The sequence below is a fragment of the Arthrobacter sp. ERGS1:01 genome, from assembly GCF_001281315.1.
Taxonomy (GTDB): Bacteria; Actinomycetota; Actinomycetes; order Actinomycetales; family Micrococcaceae; genus Specibacter.
In genome coordinates this window covers 896,741-914,981 of the sequence record NZ_CP012479.1, presented here as the reverse complement: position 1 = coordinate 914,981, position 18,241 = coordinate 896,741, and the positions used below count along the sequence as shown (strand labels likewise).

14 protein-coding genes are annotated in these 18,241 nt (G+C 67.2%); 12 read left to right on the top strand and 2 right to left on the bottom strand.

Annotated features, from left to right (window positions below):
- The first annotated feature begins 11 nt into the window (after window positions 1-11).
- Window positions 12-3,026, top strand: a complete 3,015-nt coding sequence (locus AL755_RS07985) for a family 20 glycosylhydrolase (RefSeq protein WP_160318872.1) — start codon at window positions 12-14, stop codon at window positions 3,024-3,026.
- Between the two features lie 236 nt (window positions 3,027-3,262).
- Here the strand turns inward: AL755_RS07985 and AL755_RS07980 are convergent, their stop codons facing one another.
- On the bottom strand, window positions 3,263-4,642 hold the full coding sequence (locus tag AL755_RS07980; protein ID WP_054010550.1) for a cation:dicarboxylate symporter family transporter: 1,380 nt from the start codon (window positions 4,640-4,642) through the stop codon (window positions 3,263-3,265).
- Window positions 4,643-4,780: 138 nt separating this feature from the next.
- On the opposite strand from AL755_RS07980, the gene AL755_RS07975 reads away from it, so the two are divergent.
- From AL755_RS07975 to AL755_RS07925, 11 genes are all read left to right on the top strand, one after another.
- Window positions 4,781-6,427, top strand: a complete 1,647-nt coding sequence (locus tag AL755_RS07975) for a sensor histidine kinase (RefSeq protein ID WP_054010549.1) — start codon at window positions 4,781-4,783, stop codon at window positions 6,425-6,427.
- Window positions 6,417-7,124, top strand: coding sequence for a response regulator (locus tag AL755_RS07970; RefSeq protein WP_054010548.1), 708 nt, complete (start codon window positions 6,417-6,419; stop codon window positions 7,122-7,124). Before AL755_RS07975 ends, AL755_RS07970 begins: the two co-directional genes overlap by 11 nt.
- A 173-nt stretch (window positions 7,125-7,297) precedes the next feature.
- Entirely contained in the window at window positions 7,298-8,851 is a 1,554-nt protein-coding gene (locus tag AL755_RS07965) for a pyridoxal phosphate-dependent decarboxylase family protein (protein WP_054010547.1), read from the top strand.
- A gap of 8 nt (window positions 8,852-8,859) precedes the next feature.
- Entirely contained in the window at window positions 8,860-10,179 is a 1,320-nt protein-coding gene (locus AL755_RS07960) for a lysine N(6)-hydroxylase/L-ornithine N(5)-oxygenase family protein (protein ID WP_054010546.1), read from the top strand.
- Window positions 10,176-10,736, top strand: a complete 561-nt coding sequence (locus AL755_RS07955; RefSeq protein ID WP_054010545.1) for a GNAT family N-acetyltransferase — start codon at window positions 10,176-10,178, stop codon at window positions 10,734-10,736. The genes AL755_RS07960 and AL755_RS07955 overlap by 4 nt, the downstream gene beginning before the upstream one ends.
- The gene (locus AL755_RS07950; protein ID WP_082369013.1) at window positions 10,733-12,634 is read left to right on the top strand and encodes an IucA/IucC family protein; all 1,902 of its coding nucleotides are present in this window, start codon (window positions 10,733-10,735) and stop codon (window positions 12,632-12,634) included. The genes AL755_RS07955 and AL755_RS07950 overlap by 4 nt, the downstream gene beginning before the upstream one ends.
- 223 nt (window positions 12,635-12,857) lie before the next feature.
- Window positions 12,858-13,517 carry a GntR family transcriptional regulator gene (locus tag AL755_RS07945; protein WP_054010544.1) on the top strand — a complete coding sequence of 220 codons (660 nt, stop codon included), beginning with the start codon at window positions 12,858-12,860 and terminating at the stop codon, window positions 13,515-13,517.
- A gap of 48 nt (window positions 13,518-13,565) precedes the next feature.
- Window positions 13,566-15,086, top strand: coding sequence for an MmgE/PrpD family protein (locus tag AL755_RS07940; RefSeq protein WP_054010543.1), 1,521 nt, complete (start codon window positions 13,566-13,568; stop codon window positions 15,084-15,086).
- On the top strand, window positions 15,087-16,016 hold the full coding sequence (prpB, locus tag AL755_RS07935) for a methylisocitrate lyase (protein WP_054010542.1): 930 nt from the start codon (window positions 15,087-15,089) through the stop codon (window positions 16,014-16,016). It begins immediately after the preceding gene.
- Between the two features lie 33 nt (window positions 16,017-16,049).
- A complete protein-coding gene (locus AL755_RS07930; RefSeq protein WP_054010541.1) occupies window positions 16,050-17,189 on the top strand; it encodes a bifunctional 2-methylcitrate synthase/citrate synthase in 1,140 nt (379 codons plus the stop codon).
- A 129-nt stretch (window positions 17,190-17,318) separates the two neighbouring features.
- Complete coding sequence (locus AL755_RS07925; protein ID WP_054010540.1) at window positions 17,319-17,648, top strand: cupin domain-containing protein; 330 nt, start codon at window positions 17,319-17,321, stop codon at window positions 17,646-17,648.
- Window positions 17,649-17,670: 22 nt separating this feature from the next.
- Here AL755_RS07925 and AL755_RS07920 read toward each other — a convergent pair whose 3' ends face one another.
- A complete protein-coding gene (locus AL755_RS07920) occupies window positions 17,671-18,156 on the bottom strand; it encodes an 8-oxo-dGTP diphosphatase (RefSeq protein ID WP_054010539.1) in 486 nt (161 codons plus the stop codon).
- Window positions 18,157-18,241: the final 85 nt, after the last annotated feature.

Sequence of the window (18,241 nt, the reverse complement as noted above, 5' to 3'; positions counted from 1 at the left end):
CACCAACCATAGTGAAACCGTTGAAAAGAACGACGGCGGCGGGCTTGGCGGCCGCCGCAGCCCTGGGCCTGTTTGCGGCAGTGTTGCCGGCAACGCTGGCCCCCGCACCGGCCCAGGCCGCCCCCATCACCGTCCCCGCCCAGGCGCCCCAACCGGTCAACCTGGCGCTGACCGGCAAGGCCACGGCATCCAGCGTGGAACCCGCATTACCGAACAACACGGCATCCCTGGCCATTGACGGGAACACGGCCACCCGCTGGTCCTCCGACTACGTGAACTCCACCTGGCTGCAGGTGGAGTTGGCGGCGGCCGGCCCCATCGACCACGTCAAGCTGGTGTGGCCCAACGCCGCGGCACGGGCCTACACGCTGGAAACCTCCCTCGACGGCGTCCAATGGACCGTGGCCAAGTCCATGACGTCCACCACGGGTCCGGGCCGCACGGACGAGGTGGCGCTGGGCGTGGCCAATGCCAAATTCATCCGCATGATGGGTTCGAGCCGCTGGTCGACGTTCGGCTATTCCATCTCCGAATTTGAAATCTACGGCGCCCCGGCACCCGTGGTCCCTGACAGCCTTCCCCTGGTCCCGGCCCCCGTCGCCTCGGCCCCCACAGACAAGGGCACCTTCGAGCTGGTGCCCGGAAGCCGGATCGTGGCCACGGGAGCCGCCGTCGACGCGGCCAACTACTTCGCCGCCAAGGCACGCGCAAGCACCGGGTTCGCCCTGCCCGTGACCGCCGGCCCGGCGTCGAGCCATGACGTTGAACTGTCCGTGGCCCCAGACTCCTCCGCGGACAAGCCCGAAAGCTACACGCTGCAGGCCGACGCCGGCGGCGTGAAGATCGCCGCGAACACGGCGGCCGGCGCCCTGGACGGCGTGCAAACACTGCGCCAGCTGTTCCCACAGTGGATCGAGTCAAAGACGCCCGTCGCCACCCCGTGGACCATCCCCGGCGTGGTGCTCAGCGACTACCCCCGCTATGAATACCGCGGCATCCAGATCGATGTGGCCCGTTCCTTCTACACGGTTGCGGAAATGAAGGCGCACATCGACAACGCCGCACAGTTCAAGTTCAACCGGCTGCACATCCACCTCACCGACGATCAAGGCTGGCGCATCGCCATGGACCAGCCGGCCGTGAACCCCTCGGGCATCAAATACACCGATTTGACCGACATCTCCGGCAAGACCGCCATGACGTACGACGGGTCCGGGAACCTCATGGGCACCGAACTGGGCCACACCGGCTACTACACGAAGGCCGACTTCGCCGAGATCGTCCGCTACGCCGGCCAAAACGGCATGGTGGTGGTGCCCGAGGTCGACATGCCCGGCCACACCACGGCCGCGCTGCACGCCATCCCGCAGCTGAACTCTGCCGGTTCGGTCCCCAAGCCCCAAGCCGGCGAGGCCACCGTACCCGCACAGGGCACCGGCGACGTGGGCAACTCCGGCTACGACGCCGACAGCCCCGTCACCTACGAGTTCACCAAGCAGGTCCTGACCCAGCTGGCGGCCATGACACCGGGGCCGTACATCCACATTGGCGGCGACGAGTCGCACTCCACCCCGTCCGACAAGTACCAGAAAATGGTGACCACCTTTGCGGGCCAGGTCACGGACCTGGGCAAGACCATGATCGGCTGGAACGAGTCCGCCGCGGCAACCCTGCCAGCCAACTCCGTGGTCCAGTACTGGAACGGTGACCGCCAAGCCACCGCCACCCGGGTACTGGCCAACAACGCCAAGGTGATCCTCTCCCCCGCCGAAAAGACGTACATCCCGCAGAAGCAGGACCCGTCCGAGACGGCCGGCGGCACGTGGGCCTGCGGTGGCGGCGGATGCACGCTGCAAAACCACTACGACTGGGACCCCGCCACCTACCTGCCCGGCATCGGCGATGACAAGATCCTCGGCGTGGAAACCGTCCAGTGGGGCGAATGGATCCGCGGCATGGACCAGACCGAGGAATACCAGTACCCGCGCACCCTGGCCACCGCCGAGGTGGGCTGGTCGCCGCAGTCGGTGAAGAGCTACACGGACTTCAGCAAGCGCGCCGGCAAACTCGGCGGCCGCCTGGGAATCGAAGGCATCAACTACTTCCACACCCAGGGGGTCACCTGGACGGCGCCCGATCCGGCACCGGCCACCGCCGTCACCGTCACGGACCCGGCAACCCTGCCGGCCACCTCACCAGTTGACCTGGGCATCCCGGCCACCGAGTTCGACGCCGGTGCGTACCTGACGCTGCACAAGCTGCCGGCCAACACCTGGCTCTTTGCCGCAGTACACGAGCCGGTTCGGGGCGCAGCTTCCCCCCTGACAGGTTCTCCCCTGACGAGTTCTCCGCTGGCGAGGGCGTCGGTTGCCGGCACCGCAGCTGACGGCGCCACGGGATGGATCCGCACGGATGCGCTCGGCAATGCGCCGCTCACAGTGCCCGCCGGGCTTGCCGTCGGAGACCACCTGGTGACCGTCCAGGGCGCAAGCGGCACGCTCGCGGCCTTTGGCTCGGTCACGGTTGCCGCGGTGGTGGAACCCACCGCCACTCCGACGACCGAGCCCACGGTCGAACCCACCACGCCGCCGACGACCGAACCGACAGCGGAGCCGACACTGGAACCGACCACGAACCCGACAATCGACCCCACGGTGAACCCAACCACCAACCCGACAGTTACCCCAACTACCCCAACGGTCGATCCCACAGCTACCCCAACGGTCGATCCCACAGCTGACCCGACGGCTGAGCCCACAGTAGACCCGACCACCGACCCCACCGCCGGGGCCACCACGGCACCGGCGGCGAGTAGCTCAGCAAGTGCCACCCTGACGGCGAGTCCGGCCGTCTCCGCGGCGGCGTCAGCAACGGCCGCGCCCTCCACGCCGGCAGCTGCAGCAGCTCCCGGGGACCTGGCCAGCACGGGGTCGAACTCCGCGCTGATGCTGGGCGGGGCGCTGCTGGCCCTGCTGGCCGGCATGATCGCGATCGGCGCGTCCCGCCGACGTCGCAGCACCCACTAGGCCGGAGAAGGATCCGACCATGGTGGCACGAAGCCGTGGGTGGTGTCCGGCAAGCCTTCCAGCCCGGACACCACCCACTTTCAAAAGTTGAAGGGACACCTCAACCCGCGTTGAGAGCCCAGATAATCCCCTTCAAAACTGTTGAGAGCCCAGATAATCCAAGGGATTATCTGGGCTCTCAACAGTTGTTGCAGTTTTTGCCGCGGAGATGTGTCCCTTCAGCGGGGCCGGGTTTGCTATACAGCGGCGAGCTCACGCTCCGGCGCTGCGGGCGCCGGAACCGGTGTGCCGGCGTCGTGCGTCAGCATGGATTCCTCGTTGAACGGATCCTGCTTGTCCAGGACCCGGTGCGCCTGGTCGGCGTCGATCTCCTTGACCCAGGTGCCCATCAATACGGTGGCCACGGCGTTGCCGGTGAAGTTGGTCAGTGCGCGGGCCTCGGACATGAACCGGTCGATCCCGACGATGAAGGACACCCCGCCCACCAGGTCCGGGCGGTGCGAGGCCAGTCCGCCGGCCAGCGTTGCCAGCCCGGCACCCGTGACACCGGCTGCGCCCTTGGAGGCGATGACCATGAAAACCAGCAGGCCGATCTGCTGCCCGAGGTTCATGGGGACGCCCATGGCGTTGGAGATGAACAGGGAGGCCATGGTCAGGTAGATGGCCGTGCCGTCCAGGTTGAAGGAGTAGCCCGTGGGGACGGTGATACCCACCACCGGCTTGGAGATGCCCAGGTGCTCCATCTTGGCGATGAGCCGCGGCAGGGCGACGTCGGAGGATGAGGTGGAGACGATCAGCAGGTATTCACGGCCCAGGTAGCGCATGAGCTTGAAGATGTTGAACCCGGTGGCCAGCTTGAGGATCAAGCCCAGGACCACCACCACGAACAGCGCACAGGTCAGGTAGAACGCCACCATGAGCAGGGCCAGCGAGCCGATTGCGGCCCAGCCGGTCACGCCGACGACGGCGGCGATGGCACCAAAGGCGCCGATCGGGGCGGTCCACATGATCATGACCAGGATCCGGAACACCACCGCCTGGACGTGGGCGATCCCGGTCAGCACGGCCTGGCCGGACTTGCCGAGCCGTTGCAGCGCGAAGCCCGTCAACAGGGCCACGAGCAGGGTTTGCAGGATGTTACCGCTGGTCAGGGCCGAGAACAGCGAGGTGGGAATGATGCCCAGAACGAAGTCCTGCGTGGAGCCGGCCTCGGCGCTTGCCTTGTAGACGGCGTCCTGCAGGTGCAGGCCCGAACCGATGGGAATGACGTTGCCCACCACCATGCCAATGCCCAGCGCAAACGTGGTCATGACGGTGAAGTAGGCCAGTGCCAGGCCCCCCACCTTGCCCACCGTGGCGGCTTTGGCAATGGAGCCGACGCCCAGGACAATGGTGCAGAAGATGATGGGCGTGATCATCATCTTGATCAGGCTCACGAACGCGTCGCCCATGGGCTTCAGCGATGCGGCAAATCCGGTCTTCCCGGGAAACACCAGGCCCACCACCACGCCAAGGACCACGGCCACGATGACCGCCAGGTACAGCCAGTGGGTTTTGTCCAAACCCCGACGCCGGACGGGCGCCTCGGTCTGGGACCCTCTTCTTTGAGAGCTCATTGTCACTCCTTTGTGCTTAGCATTGGTGGTGCGGTGTGCGATCCGCCTCACATAAGATTGCCCCGAGCTGTGAGATCAATCACCCTTGCGTTCATATTGGTCACGGGGACCCACACCACAACACTGGAAAGGCGGCAGATGGGCTTCAGGAATTGGAGCATCGCCCGGCGGCTGTTTGCTGCAAACCTGGTGTTCGTGCTGCTGCTGACGGCGGGCGTTGGCGGCGCCGCGTTCCTGGATGCCAAGTCCCGCAGCTACGCCCAAGCCGGGCAGCGGATGGTGACGCTGGCCTCCAGCATTGCCGACAACCCGCTGGTGGTCCAGGCGGCCGGCACGGCCGATCCCTCGGCCACCCTGGAACCGTACGCGCTGCGCGTCACGGCCGATGCCGGCGCCGATTTCATCACCATCATGGCCCCGGACAGGACCCGGTGGACCCACCCCAACCCGGCCCAGATCGGCAAGCAGTACATCGGCACGATTGCCCCGGCACTGGCCGGGCGCACGTTCACCGAGACGACGGCGGGCACGCTGGGTCCCTCCGTGCGGGCCGTGGCGCCCGTGAAGGACGCCGCCGGCACGGTGGTGGCGCTGGTGGCGGCGGGCGTGACGGTCAGCAACCTCGATGTGGCCCTAAACGCCCAGCTGCCGTCCATTGCCGGGTTTGCCGTGGTCATGCTGCTGGCCGGGGCGCTCGCGTCCTGGCTGCTGGGCCGGTACCTGCGCCGGGTGACCCTGGGCTGGGGTCCGGAACAGCTGGCCCGCCTGTTCGTCTACTACGACTCCGTGCTGCACTCGGTCCACGACGGCCTGGTGCTGGTGGACGGCAGGGGCGATCTCGTCATGTACAACGATCAGGCCGCCGTACTGCTGGGCATTCCCACCCGGCGCGAACGCCCCGGCATCCCCGCGCTCTCGGAGCTTAACCTCACGCCAAGCCTTGCACAGCTGCTCTCCAGCGGGCGGCGCGCCGAGGAGGAACTCCACCTGACGGACACGCATCTTTTGGTGGTCAGCCAGCAGCCCGCCGTCGAGCCCGGCCCGTCCAGGCGCGGTCGGCAACGGTCCGTCGGCTCCGTCGCCACCCTGGTCGACCACACCGAACTGCAGGCCCTCGACGACGAACTGCGCTCCAGCAAGACCCTCGCGGACGCACTGCGCGCCCAAACCCATGAACACGCGAACCGCATCCACACCATGGTTTCGCTGCTTGAGTTGGGGCGCACTGAGCAGGCGCTGGAGTTTGCCACGGCGGACCTCGCCATGACCCAGCAGCTGGCCGACGACGTCCTGAACACGGTGGACGAGCCGGTCATCAGCGCCTTGTTGATGGGCAAGATCTCCCAGGCCTCCGAGCGCGGCATCGAGCTCCGGGTGCGGGTGGACGGCGGCGGGGCGGCCGGCACCCTGTCCGCCCACGACGCCGTGACCGTGCTGGGCAACCTGATCGACAACGCCATGGACGCCGCCGACGCCGGTGCGTTGCCCCGCTGGGTGGAGGTGTTCCTGGATACGACGGCGGCAGGCACGCTCCTGCGGGTCTCCGACAGTGGCCCGGGCCTGGACGCCGAAGCAGCCGAACGGCTGTTCCACAAGGGGTACACGACCAAGGGCGCCGACGGCTATGGCCGCGGGATCGGCCTGGCGCTCGTGCAGCAGGCCGTCCGCCGGCTGGGCGGCACTCTCACCGTCCGCAGCACCCCCGGCGCCGAATTCACCGTGGCCCTGCCACCGCTCCCCCGCACCACATCCAACCCCCAGAAGGAAACCGACCATGGCCGCTGACCTCCCCGACATCCGGGTCCTGGTGGTGGACGACGAAGCGATCGCGGCCGCCGCCCACTCCGCCTATGTGGAGCGGTTGGACGGCTTCACGGTGGCCGCCACGGCCCACGACGGGCAGGGCGCCCTGCACGCACTCAAGGACGCGGCCGAGGCCGGCACCCCGGTGGACCTGGTGTTGCTGGACATGAACCTGCCCGACCTCCACGGCCTGGACGTCAGCCGGCGCATCCGTTCGGCAGGGTTTGCCGTGGACATCATCGCCATCACGGCCGTGCGGGAACTGGCCATTGTGCGCGGTGCGATCTCCGCCGGGATCGTGCAGTACCTGATCAAGCCGTTCACCTTTGCCACGTTCGCGGACAAGCTTTCGGGCTACCTGGAATTCCGGCGGCATCTGGCCGAACAAGCCAGCCAGGCGTCCCAGAGCGGCGTGGACCAGGCCTTCGCGAGCCTGCGCACGCCCACCGATTTGCCGCTACCAAAGGGATTGTCGGCACCCACCCTTGCGGCCGTGACGGAGTTTGTCCGCCACCAGCCGGGCGCGGTCTCCGCCACCGAACTCGTGGACCCGCTGGGCGTTTCCCGCGTGACGGCACGGCGCTACCTGGAGCACCTCGCCGATACCGGCACGGTGCTGCGCTCGGCCCGTTACGGGACGCCGGGACGGCCCGAAAACGAATACCGCTGGAATCGCTGAGCCGAAATTCCGCCGGTGCCGGAGGTGTTGGCGCCCTACTTAGGGGCACCCTAGGGCATCCCGTAATTCTTAACCAATTAAATCACATTAGTTTGACGTAAAGGTAATCCTAAGTAAGGCTAGGCTGTGCTAACTCACTTTGTCAGCCATTACCGATAGCAAGGATTCCCTTCGTGAAACTTCTGCCCGCCACACAAGAGCGCCCCACCGCCGAGCTGGAATTCGGTTCAGGGGTGGAACGGGCCCTGGCCGCCGGAAACCACCTTTTCAACTCAGGCAATTCCGACCGCTACGCCACCGAGGTCCTGCAGGGCGTCAACCTCGTGGCCGCCACGGTGGCCCGCACCACCCGACCCTTTACCGGCGCGACGCCGGCCGAGCTGGCGGAGTTGGTGGCCGCCGTCGATCTTGAGCAGACGCTCGAGGACACCACCGCGGCCCTGGCGGAACTTGAAACGCTGTACCTGCGCGACGCCGTCTACTTCCACGACACCAAATACGCCGCCCATCTGAACTGCCCCGTCGTCATTCCGGCGCTCGTGGGCGAGGCCGTGCTGTCCGCCGTGAACTCCTCCATGGACACCTGGGACCAAAGCGCCGGCGCCACCATGATCGAGCGGCGGCTCATCGACTGGACCGCCGACCGCCTGGGTCTTGGCCCGGACAGCGACGGCGTGTTCACCAGCGGCGGCACGCAATCAAACCTCCAGGCGCTGCTCATGGCCCGCAACCACGCCGTGGCCCGGCTGCGCCGGGACCCCGCGAATGCCGGGCTGCGCCTGCCCGCCCTGTTGGAGCGCCTGCGCGTATTCACGTCCGGGGCCAGCCACTTCAGCATCCGCAAATCGGCGTCGATGCTGGGCCTGGGGTACGACGCCGTCGTCGACGTCGGCTGCGACGAGAACCGACGCATGGACCCGGCCCTGCTGGCCGTCGAGCTTGCCCGGTGCAATGCGGCGGGCCTGGTGCCCATGGTGGTGGTGGCCACGGCCGGCACCACCGATTTCGGCACGATCGACCCGCTCCGGGACGTGGCCGCGCTCAGCCGAGCCCACGGCACCTGGTTCCATGTGGACGCCGCCTATGGCGGCGGGCTGATCGTCTCGGGCCGCCACCGACACCTGATTGACGGTATCGGACTGGCCGACTCCGTCACGATCGACTACCACAAGACGTTCTTCCAGCCGGTCAGTTCCAGCGCCATCCTTGTCCGCGAGCGCGCCAACCTGGGCCACGTCACGTACTACGCCGACTACCTCAATCCGGAAAGCGCCGCCCAGGCCAAGGTGCCCAACCAGGTCGACAAGAGCATCCAGACCACGCGCCGCTTCGACGCGCTCAAGCTGTGGCTGACGCTTCGCACCATGGGCGCCGACGGGGTGGGCGCGCTCTTTGACGAGGCAATCGACCTGGCGGCCGGCGTCGGGAGGGACCTGGCCGCCGATCCCGACTTCGAGCTCGCGGCCGGCCCGGAGCTGAGTACCCTGGTGTTCCGGTACCGCCCTGCCGGGACGTCCGAGTCCGACGCCGACCGGCTGAATCCATTGATCCGTTCCACCGTCTTTGCCTCAGGGGAGGCCGTGGTGGCCGGAACGAAGGTCGATGGCAGGCATTACCTGAAATTCACTCTGCTCAATGCGGAGACGACGCTGGGTGACGTGCGCCAGATCGTCGAGTTGCTGCGCTGCACAGGTGCCGCCCTGAACACCCGGGGCGTCGCGGCATGAACGCGGGGATGACAACCACTACCCCGGGCCACATCCACGACGTGGCCGGAATCGGTGTGGGCCCCTTCAACCTGGGCCTGGCCGCCTTGGCCGCGCCCGTGGACGGGCTGGACGCGGTGTTCCTGGAACGCCGGGCGGGCTTTGACTGGCATCCGGGCATGCTGCTCGAGTCGGCGCACCTGCAGGTACCGTTCATGGCCGACCTCGTGACCCTGGCTGACCCCACCTCGCCTTACTCATTCCTGAACCACCTGAAGGAAACCGGGCGGCTGTATCCGTTCTACATCCGGGAGAACTTCTACCCGCTGCGGGCCGAATACAACCAGTACTGCCAGTGGGTGGCCGGCCAGCTCCCCAACGTGCGCTTCGGCACGGATGTCAACCGTGTCACCTTCGCCAACGGCGTGTATGAGCTGCACTGCCAGGGGCCCGGCGGCCCCGAGGTGGTCCGCGCCCGCCGGCTGGTGCTGGGCACCGGCACGTCCCCGCACATCCCCGAGGCTGCGGCCGGCATCACCGATGCGGGAGGGCTGGTGCTGCACAACTCCGAGTACCTGGCCCGGCGGGAGGAATTGGTGCGCCAGCCCAGCATCACGATCGTGGGCAGCGGGCAAAGCGCGGCCGAGATCTACCACGAGCTCCTTTCCGAGATCGACGTCCACGGCTACCAGCTGAACTGGGTGACCCGGTCCGGGCGGTTCTTCCCCCTGGAGTACAGCAAGCTGACCCTGGAGATGACCTCCCCCGAGTACGTGGACTACTTCCATGCCCTGCCGCCGCAGACCCGTGACCGGCTGAATGCCGAGCAAAAGAACCTCTACAAGGGGATCGACGCGGAGCTCATCAACGACATCCATGAGCTGCTGTACACCAAGAGCGTGGCCGGCCCCGTCCGCACCTCCCTGCTCACGAACGCCGCACTGACCGGCGCCGCCCACAACCCGGAGCCGGGAACCCACACGCTGGACTTCCACCACCACGAGGCCGGGGCGGACTTCACCCTGGAGAGTGCCGCCGTGGTGCTGGCCACCGGCTACTCCTACCGGGAACCGGCGTTCCTGGCCGGCATTGCCGGGCGGATCCGCCGCGATGCGGCCGGCCGCTTCGAGGTGGGACGCAACTACGGCGTTGGTGCCGTGGCGGAGGACATCTTCGTCCAAAACGCCGAACTCCACACCCATGGCTTCGTCACCCCCGACCTTGGCATGGCCGCCTACCGCAACTCCTGCATCATCCGCGCCATCACCGGCCGCGAGGTGTACCCCGTGGAGCGCGGCATCGCCTTCCAACACTTTGGCGTGCCGCAGCGGGCTGTGGTGACGGCATGACATTCACCTTCCGTCCTGTTGATGCAGTTGCCGACGCGCCCCTGTTGCACTCCTGGGTCACCCGCGACTACGCCAGATTTTGGGGCATGCAGTCGGCCTCCGTGGTCGACGTCGCCGCCGAATACCAAGGCATCCAGGCATCCGGCCACCACACGGCGCTGCTCGGCCTGGACGACGGGATTCCGGTGTTCCTGATGGAACGCTACGACCCCTCCCGGTCCCCCCTCTACGGACTCTACGCCGCGAAACCGGGCGACGTCGGCATGCACCTGCTGGTCTCGCCGCCGGACCACCCGCGCCCGGGCTTCACCACCGCCGTCATGACGGCCGTACTGGGGCACCTCTTCGAGGATCCCGCCGTGGACCGCGTGGTGGTGGAACCGGACGCCGCCAACCACAAGATCCAGGCACTCAACGCCCGCCTCGGCTTCCGCCACCAGGCCCTGATCCGCCTGCCGGACAAGGAGGCCCGGCTGAGCGTATGCACCCGCCGGACGTTCAACGACGCCCGCCGCCACCTCATCACTTCATCCCCGCGCAAGGAGCAAACCCCATGACCGCCACCCTGACCGACCCGTTCCGCATCCCCCCGGCCGCGTTGCCGGCGGACACCGCCGCACCCACCGCACCCTCCTCACCGTCGGCCGCCGCCGTCGCACACCTCACCGCCGGGCATTGGGCCACAGCCAACCGGCACCTGGTCCGCAAGGCGCTGGCCGAGTTCGCCCACGAACGGCTCATCACCCCGGTGCCCGTGCCCGCAGCCGGCTACCTGCTGGCCAGCGACGACGGCGCCGTCGAGTACCGCTTCCAGGCCCGCCTCCTGCTGCTGGACCACTGGGCAATCGACGCGGCGTCGATCCGGCGCACCCGGCGCGGATCCGGCGTCGAGCTGCCGTTGGACGCCTTGGAGTTCATCCTCGAATTCCGCGGGTCCCTGGGGATTGGCGAGGATGCGCTGCCCACCTATGTGGAGGAAGTCGTCAGCACCCTCGCCAGCCACGCGTACAAGCAGCACGCCGCACGGCCCGGATCCGTGGAACTGGTCCGCGGCGTGAGCGGCGGGGCCGACCCCGCGGCCGACTTCCAGGCGATCGAGGCCGCCATGACGGAGGGCCACCCCTGCTTTGTGGCCAACAACGGCCGGATTGGCTTTGGCATCGACGACTACCTCGCCTACGCCCCGGAGGCCGCCGCGCCGGTGCACCTGGACTGGGTGGCCGTGCATCGCAGCAAGGCCGTCTTCACCGCGAGCGCGGGCCTGGACTACCGGGCCCATCTTGAGGCCGAGCTGGGTGCCGCCGCCCTGGCCGGCTTCGACAGCCGTTTGTCGGAAGAGGGCCTGGATCCGCGGGACTTCCTGCTCATGCCGGTCCACCCCTGGCAGTGGCGCAACAAGATCGCTGTCACCTTTGCCGCGGAAATCGCCCTGCGGCACGTGGTCTATCTCGGTTCGGGTGCCGACCACTACCAGGCCCAGCAGTCCATCCGGACGTTCTTCAACACCTCCGTCCCCGAGCGCTGCTACGTCAAGACGGCCCTGTCGGTATTGAACATGGGCTTCATGCGCGGACTGTCCCCGCAATATATGAAGGCCACCCCCGCCATCAACGACTGGCTGTCCACCCTCATCGAACAGGACCCCACCCTGCAACACCATGGCCTGGCCATGCTGCGCGAAAAGGCCGCCCTGGGCTACCACAACGCTTACTACGAGGCGGCCGCCGGGTCCGGCTCCCCGTACCGGAAGATGCTCTCGGCGCTGTGGCGTGAAAGCCCGCTGCCGTTGCTGGGCCCGGGCCGGCAATTGGCCACCATGGCGTCCCTGCTGCATGTGGACGCCGACGGCGTGCCGTTCGTGAGTGCCCTCATCCGCCGCTCCGGGCTAGCTGCCACCGCATGGCTGCGGCGCTACCTCCACGCCTACCTGGTGCCCGTGGTCCACTGCCTGTTCCGCTACGAGCTCGCGTTCATGCCGCACGGCGAAAACGTAATCCTCGAGTTTGCCGACGGCGTGCCGGTGCGGGCCATCATGAAGGACATCGGCGAGGAGATCGTGCTGATGGGCGACGCCGTCGAGGTCCCCGGGGAGGTGTCCCGCATCAAGGCGGCGATCCCGGAGGACGAAAGGGTGCTGGCCGTCTTCACGGACGTCTTTGACTGCATCTTCCGGTTCCTGTCCGCCATCATGGTCGAGGACGGGCTCCTCGACGAGGAGGCGTTCTGGGGCACCGTGGCGGCGGTGGTGCACGGATACCAGGACGACCACCCGGAACTGGCCGCCTCCTTTGCCCGGCACGACCTCTTCGCCGACACCTTTGAGCTCTCCTGCCTGAACCGCCTGCAACTGCGCAACAACCAGAACATGCTGGATCTGGCCGACCCGTCGGGCGGGCTCCAAAAGGCCGGCACACTCGTGAATCCGCTGGCAGCCTTCCGCCGCCAGGCTATCTAGCAGGACCCCGCGCGGGACCCGGCACCGCACCAGCTGCCGGGCCCCGCGCGTACTCCGGGAGGACGGCCACTCTCCAGCGTCTCCGCCCCCGCAGCCCTCGACTCATGTATACAAATTGATGAATTCTTGGATAGTTCCTTGAATTCCATTCCCGATTACCCCAACTCTGTATACACTGAGGGAATTGGTGGCACCGGACCACCCACACCCGAAGGAGGCGCGCATGCGGGCAAGCGAGAAGGCCTACGCCACCCTCCGCAGCGACATTGTGGACTGGCGCCTGCCGCCGGGCACGGTGTTGGCCGAGGTGGAACTTTCCGCCCGTTTGGGCGTCTCCCGCACTCCCGTTCGCGAGGCCCTTGCACGGCTCAGCGCCGAGGGCCTGGCCGAGCCGCAGAGTGGGCGCGGCGTGGTGGTCAGCGAGATTTCCCTGGACCATCTGGGCGAGCTTTTTGAACTGCGCTCCGCGCTGGAATGCCGGGCGGCGGAGTTGGCGGCCGTCCGCCGTGACCCCGCGGTGTTCCGGGACCTGTATGAGCAACTCAATGACGCCGGCCGGCTCATCACGGACGACGATCCCACCCGGTACGACTACTACCGGCTGGCCGGAGAATTGGACAGCGCCATTGACGCCGCCGTCGGAAACCACTACCTGGCCCAGGCGCTGAAGAGCCTGCGGGTGCACCTGGTGCGCGTGCGCAGGCTCTCCAAGGACAATCCGGCCAGGCTCCGCGATGCCGCCGGCGAACACGCCGCGATCGCCCTGGCCATCGCGAACGGCAACGCCGCCGTCGCCAGCGCCGCAACCACCGTGCACCTGGACAACAGCCTGCGCCACCTGCTCGCCTCCCGCCCCGCGGAGCCACCCCCGTCCGGGCCCTGACCCGTCATGTACGAAACAATTCTTCCCACCGTTTGAAAAGGAATCCCCATGGTTATCCAACACAACGTCCGCGTGTACAAGAGCGAAGAGAAGCTGCCCCGCGAGGACCAGCTTGCCTTCAAGATCGCCAAAGTTGCCGCCGATCCCGTTGCCGTCACCCCGGAGGTGACCGACATGATCATCAACCGCGTCATCGACAACGCCTCGGTCGCGATCGCCTCCCTGAACCGCGGGCCCATCGTCGCAGCCCGTGCGCAGGCACTGACCCACGCCCCGTCCACGGGAGGCGCCGGCGCCTCCGTCTTCGGCATCACGGAGAAGGTCTCCCCCGAATGGGCGGCCTGGGCCAACGGTGTGGCCGTCCGTGAACTGGACTACCACGACACCTTCCTGGCCGCAGAATACTCCCACCCGGGCGACAACATCCCGCCGATCCTCGCCGTCGCCCAGCACACCGGCGCGTCCGGAGCGGACCTTGTCCGCGCCATCGCCACCGGTTACGAAATCCAGGTCGACCTCGTCAAAGCCATCTGCCTGCACCAGCACAAGATCGACCACGTGGCGCACCTGGGCCCCTCGGCGGCCGCCGGCATCGGCACCCTGCTGAACCTCGAGGTCGAGACCATCTTCCAGGCCGTGGGCCAGGGCCTGCACACCACCACGGCCACCCGCCAGTCCCGCAAGGGCGAGATCTCCACCTGGAAGGCCCACGCCCCCGCCTTTGCCGGCAAGATGGCCGTGGAGGCCGCCGACCGCGCCATGCGCGGGCAGACCTCACCCGTGCCGATCTACGAGGGCGAGGACGGCGTCATCGCCTGGATGCTCGACGGCCCCGATGCCTCCTACACCGTGCCGCTGCCGGCCGACGGTGAAGCCAAGCGGGCCATCCTGGACACCTACACCAAGGAACACTCGGCCGAATACCAGGCACAGGCGTGGATCGACCTGGCCCGCAAGCTGCACGGCGAGCACCCCGAGGTCACCGACCCCGCCAACGTTGCCAGCGTGCTGATCAAGACCAGCCACCACACGCACTACGTGATCGGCTCCGGCGCCAACGATCCCCAGAAGTACGATCCCACCGCCTCGCGGGAAACCCTGGACCACTCCATCCCGTACATCTTCACGGTGGCCCTGCAGGACGGACGCTGGCACCATGTAGACTCCTACTCCCCCGAGCGTGCCGGCCGCGCCGACACCGTGGAACTGTGGCACAAGGTCACCACGGAGGAGGACGCCGAATGGACGCGCCGCTACCACTCCCTCGACATTGCCGAAAAGGCGTTCGGCGGCACCTTGGAGATCACGCTGAACGACGGCACGCTCATCACCGAATCCATCGCGGTCGCCGACGCCCACCCGCTGGGCGCCCGGCCGTTCGCCCGCGCCCAGTACATCAACAAGTTCCGCACCCTGGCCGCCGGCCTCGTGGAGCCGGCCGAGATTGACCGTTTCATCGCGGCCGCGGAGAATCTGCCCCATCTGGCCGCCGGCGAACTCGGCCAGCTGAACATCACCGCAGCCCCCGGCGTCGTCGACCTCGCCAACGCACCCAGGGGCCTGTTCTAAATGCTGTACTCAAAGAAAACGCCGGAACAGAAGCGCCGGGACCTGCGCGCCATGCTGGTCCCCGGCGCGGCCGTGCAGTTCCCGGGCGCGTTCAACCCGCTCTCGGCCCGGCTCATCGAGGAAAAGAAGTTCGACGGCGTCTACATCTCCGGCGCGGTCCTCGCCAATGATCTTGGCCTGCCGGACATCGGCATGACCACGCTGACCGAGGTGGCGGCCCGCGGCGGCCAGATTGCCCGCATGACGGACCTGCCGTGCCTGATCGACGCGGACACCGGCTTCGGCGAACCCATGAATGTGGCCCGCACCATCCAGGAACTCGAGAATGCCGGGCTGGCCGGCTGCCACATCGAGGACCAGTTCAACCCGAAGCGCTGCGGCCACCTGGACGGCAAGAACATGGTGGACCTGGACACGGCGGTCAAGCGGATCGCCGCAGCGGCCGACGCCCGGCGCGACGGGAACTTCCTGGTCATGGCGCGCACCGACATCCGCGCCGTCGAGGGCCTGGCCGTGGCGATCGACCGGGCCAAGGCCCTGGTGGACGCCGGCGCCGACGCGATCTTCCCGGAGGCCATGAAGGACGTCTCCGAATTTGAGGCCGTCGCCAATGCCGTGAACGTGCCCGTGCTGGCGAATATGACGGAATTTGGCAAGAGCGAGCTGTTCACCCGGGATGCCCTGGCCAACGCCGGAGTGGCCATGGTCATCTACCCGGTGACCCTGCTGCGCAGCGCCATGGGTGCGGCCGAGAGGGTCCTTGACGCCATTTCGGCGCACGGAACACAGGAGGCGGCGGTCCCGGACATGCTCACCCGGGCCCGCCTCTATGAATTGGTGGACTACGAGGCGTATAACCGATTTGATACAGGCATCTTTAATTTCCAGGTTCCCGGCCTGGACATCGGCAACAACAACGCTAACCTCTAAGACAAGTTCTTGTGGGACAAGGGAGATCCAACTGTGAGTGAAGAAGTCGTACGCAAGGGGCTGGCCGGAGTGGTGGCGGACTATACGGCCATTTCAAAGGTCAACCCGGACTCCAACTCGTTGCTGTACCGCGGCTACCCGGTGCAGGAACTGGCCGCTGCCAAGACCTTTGAGGAGGTGGCGCTGCTGCTTTGGACCGGCGAGTTGCCCACCGAGTCGGAACTGACAGTGTTCAGCGCCTTTGAACGGGCCAACCGCTCCATGGACAGCAGTGTCCGTGCCGCCATCGACCTGCTGCCCCTCGACTGCCACCCCATGGACGTGGCCCGCACCGCGGTGTCCGTGCTGGGCGCCAACCACCCGCTCGCCGAGGACTCCTCGCCCGCGGCGGAACTGGACAAGGCCAAGTCGTTGTTTGCGCAGTTCCCCTCGGTCGTCGCCTACGACCAGCGACGACGCCGTTCCCAGGCGCTCGTGGAGCCGCGGGAGGACCTGGACTACTCGGCGAACTTCCTGTGGATGACCTTCGGCGAGGAGGCGGCCCCCGCGGTGGTGGACGCCTTCCGGGTCTCCATGGTCCTGTACGCGGAGCACTCCTTCAACGCCTCCACGTTCACCGCCCGGGTCATCACCTCCACCCTGTCCGATCTGCATTCCGCCGTGACCGGTGCCATCGGGGCGCTCAAGGGGCCGCTGCACGGCGGAGCCAACGAGGCCGTCATGCACACCTTTGACGAGATCGGCATCCGCAAGGAGGAATCCCGCGAAGACGCCGCCGCCCGCGCCAAGGCATGGATGGAGGAGGCGCTGGCCCAGAAGAAGAAAGTCATGGGCTTCGGCCACCGCGTCTACAAGCACGGCGACTCCCGCGTGCCCACCATGAAGGGTGCGCTCGATGCGATGATCGCGCACTTTGACCGGCCCGAGATCCTGGGGCTGTACGACGGGCTGGAGCAGGCCATGGACGAGGCGAAGGCCATCAAGCCCAACCTCGACTACCCGGCCGGGCCCACGTACCACCTGATGGGTTTTGACACGGACATGTTCACGCCGATCTTCATTGCCTCGCGCATCACGGGCTGGACCTCGCACATCATGGAGCAGCGCGCCTCGAACTCCCTGATCCGCCCATTGAGTGCCTACAACGGCGTGGATGAGCGCCACATCGACTAGGCACGCCCTGGAGAATGGCGCCTTTTGTAATACAGTCAGCCCCGGCCCGTTGTGCCGGGGCTGACTGTATGGTGGGATGAATTACCTGCCGGGCCAACCGGCAGCCGTGGAAGTTTCGTCAGGAGCGCCGTGGAAAAGTCATCGTTGACAGCCCTTGCCCGTGAACTGCTCAATGCCGCCCGGGCCGGAACCAGCGGGCGCAGCGCCCGGACCGTCTTTGGCGGCCATGAGAGGGTACTGCGCCAAACCGTCATTGCCATGACGGCCGGGTCGATGCTCGACGAGCACGACAACCCCGGCGAGGCCACCTTGCAGGTGTTGGGCGGGCGCGTGGTGCTCACGGCCGGCGAGGTGTCCTGGGAGGGATCCGCGGGAGACCACCTGGTGGTGCCCGTGGCCCGGCACTCCGTCAGCGCACTCGAGGACTCCACGCTGCTGCTCACCGTCGCCAAACCCTGAGCCGGGAGCAGTAAACGCGCCGCTAGGTGATGAGCGTCCGGGTACTTGCCGCCACAGTCTCGTTGTCCGGATTCATCTCGATCCGCCAGTGCGCCCGCTCCCCCGAAAGGAAGGCCGGGAGCCAGTGGACGGCGTCGGCCCACATCTGTGCCCGCGGCAACTTCCCCACGGGGTACCAATGTGGCAGAATTTCATCGCTTTCCTGCGCCTGCCCGCTGAAATTCCGGCACAGGTAGACGGTGGTGGCCATGTCCCAGGCCGGCTTGGCGGGGAACACGAAGTCCACGGTCCCGGCGGGAATAAGATCGGCCTGGGCGACGGCAATGCCGCATTCCTCCATGACCTCACGGCAGATGGCCTCCTGCGTGGTTTCCCCCGATTCCACGTGCCCGCCCACCCCCACCACCTTGCCGGCACCAAAGCCGGTCTTCTTTAAACCGAGCAGCACCTCCTCGCCCCCGGCACGGGTGCGGAGCAGGAAGCACAAAGTCACGGCGGCAGCAGTCATGCCTCCAGCCTAGGGCACGGGCCCACTTGGCCGGAATGACGCGGATTTTGACACATTTTCATGCACCCAGGCAAATCACAGGAAA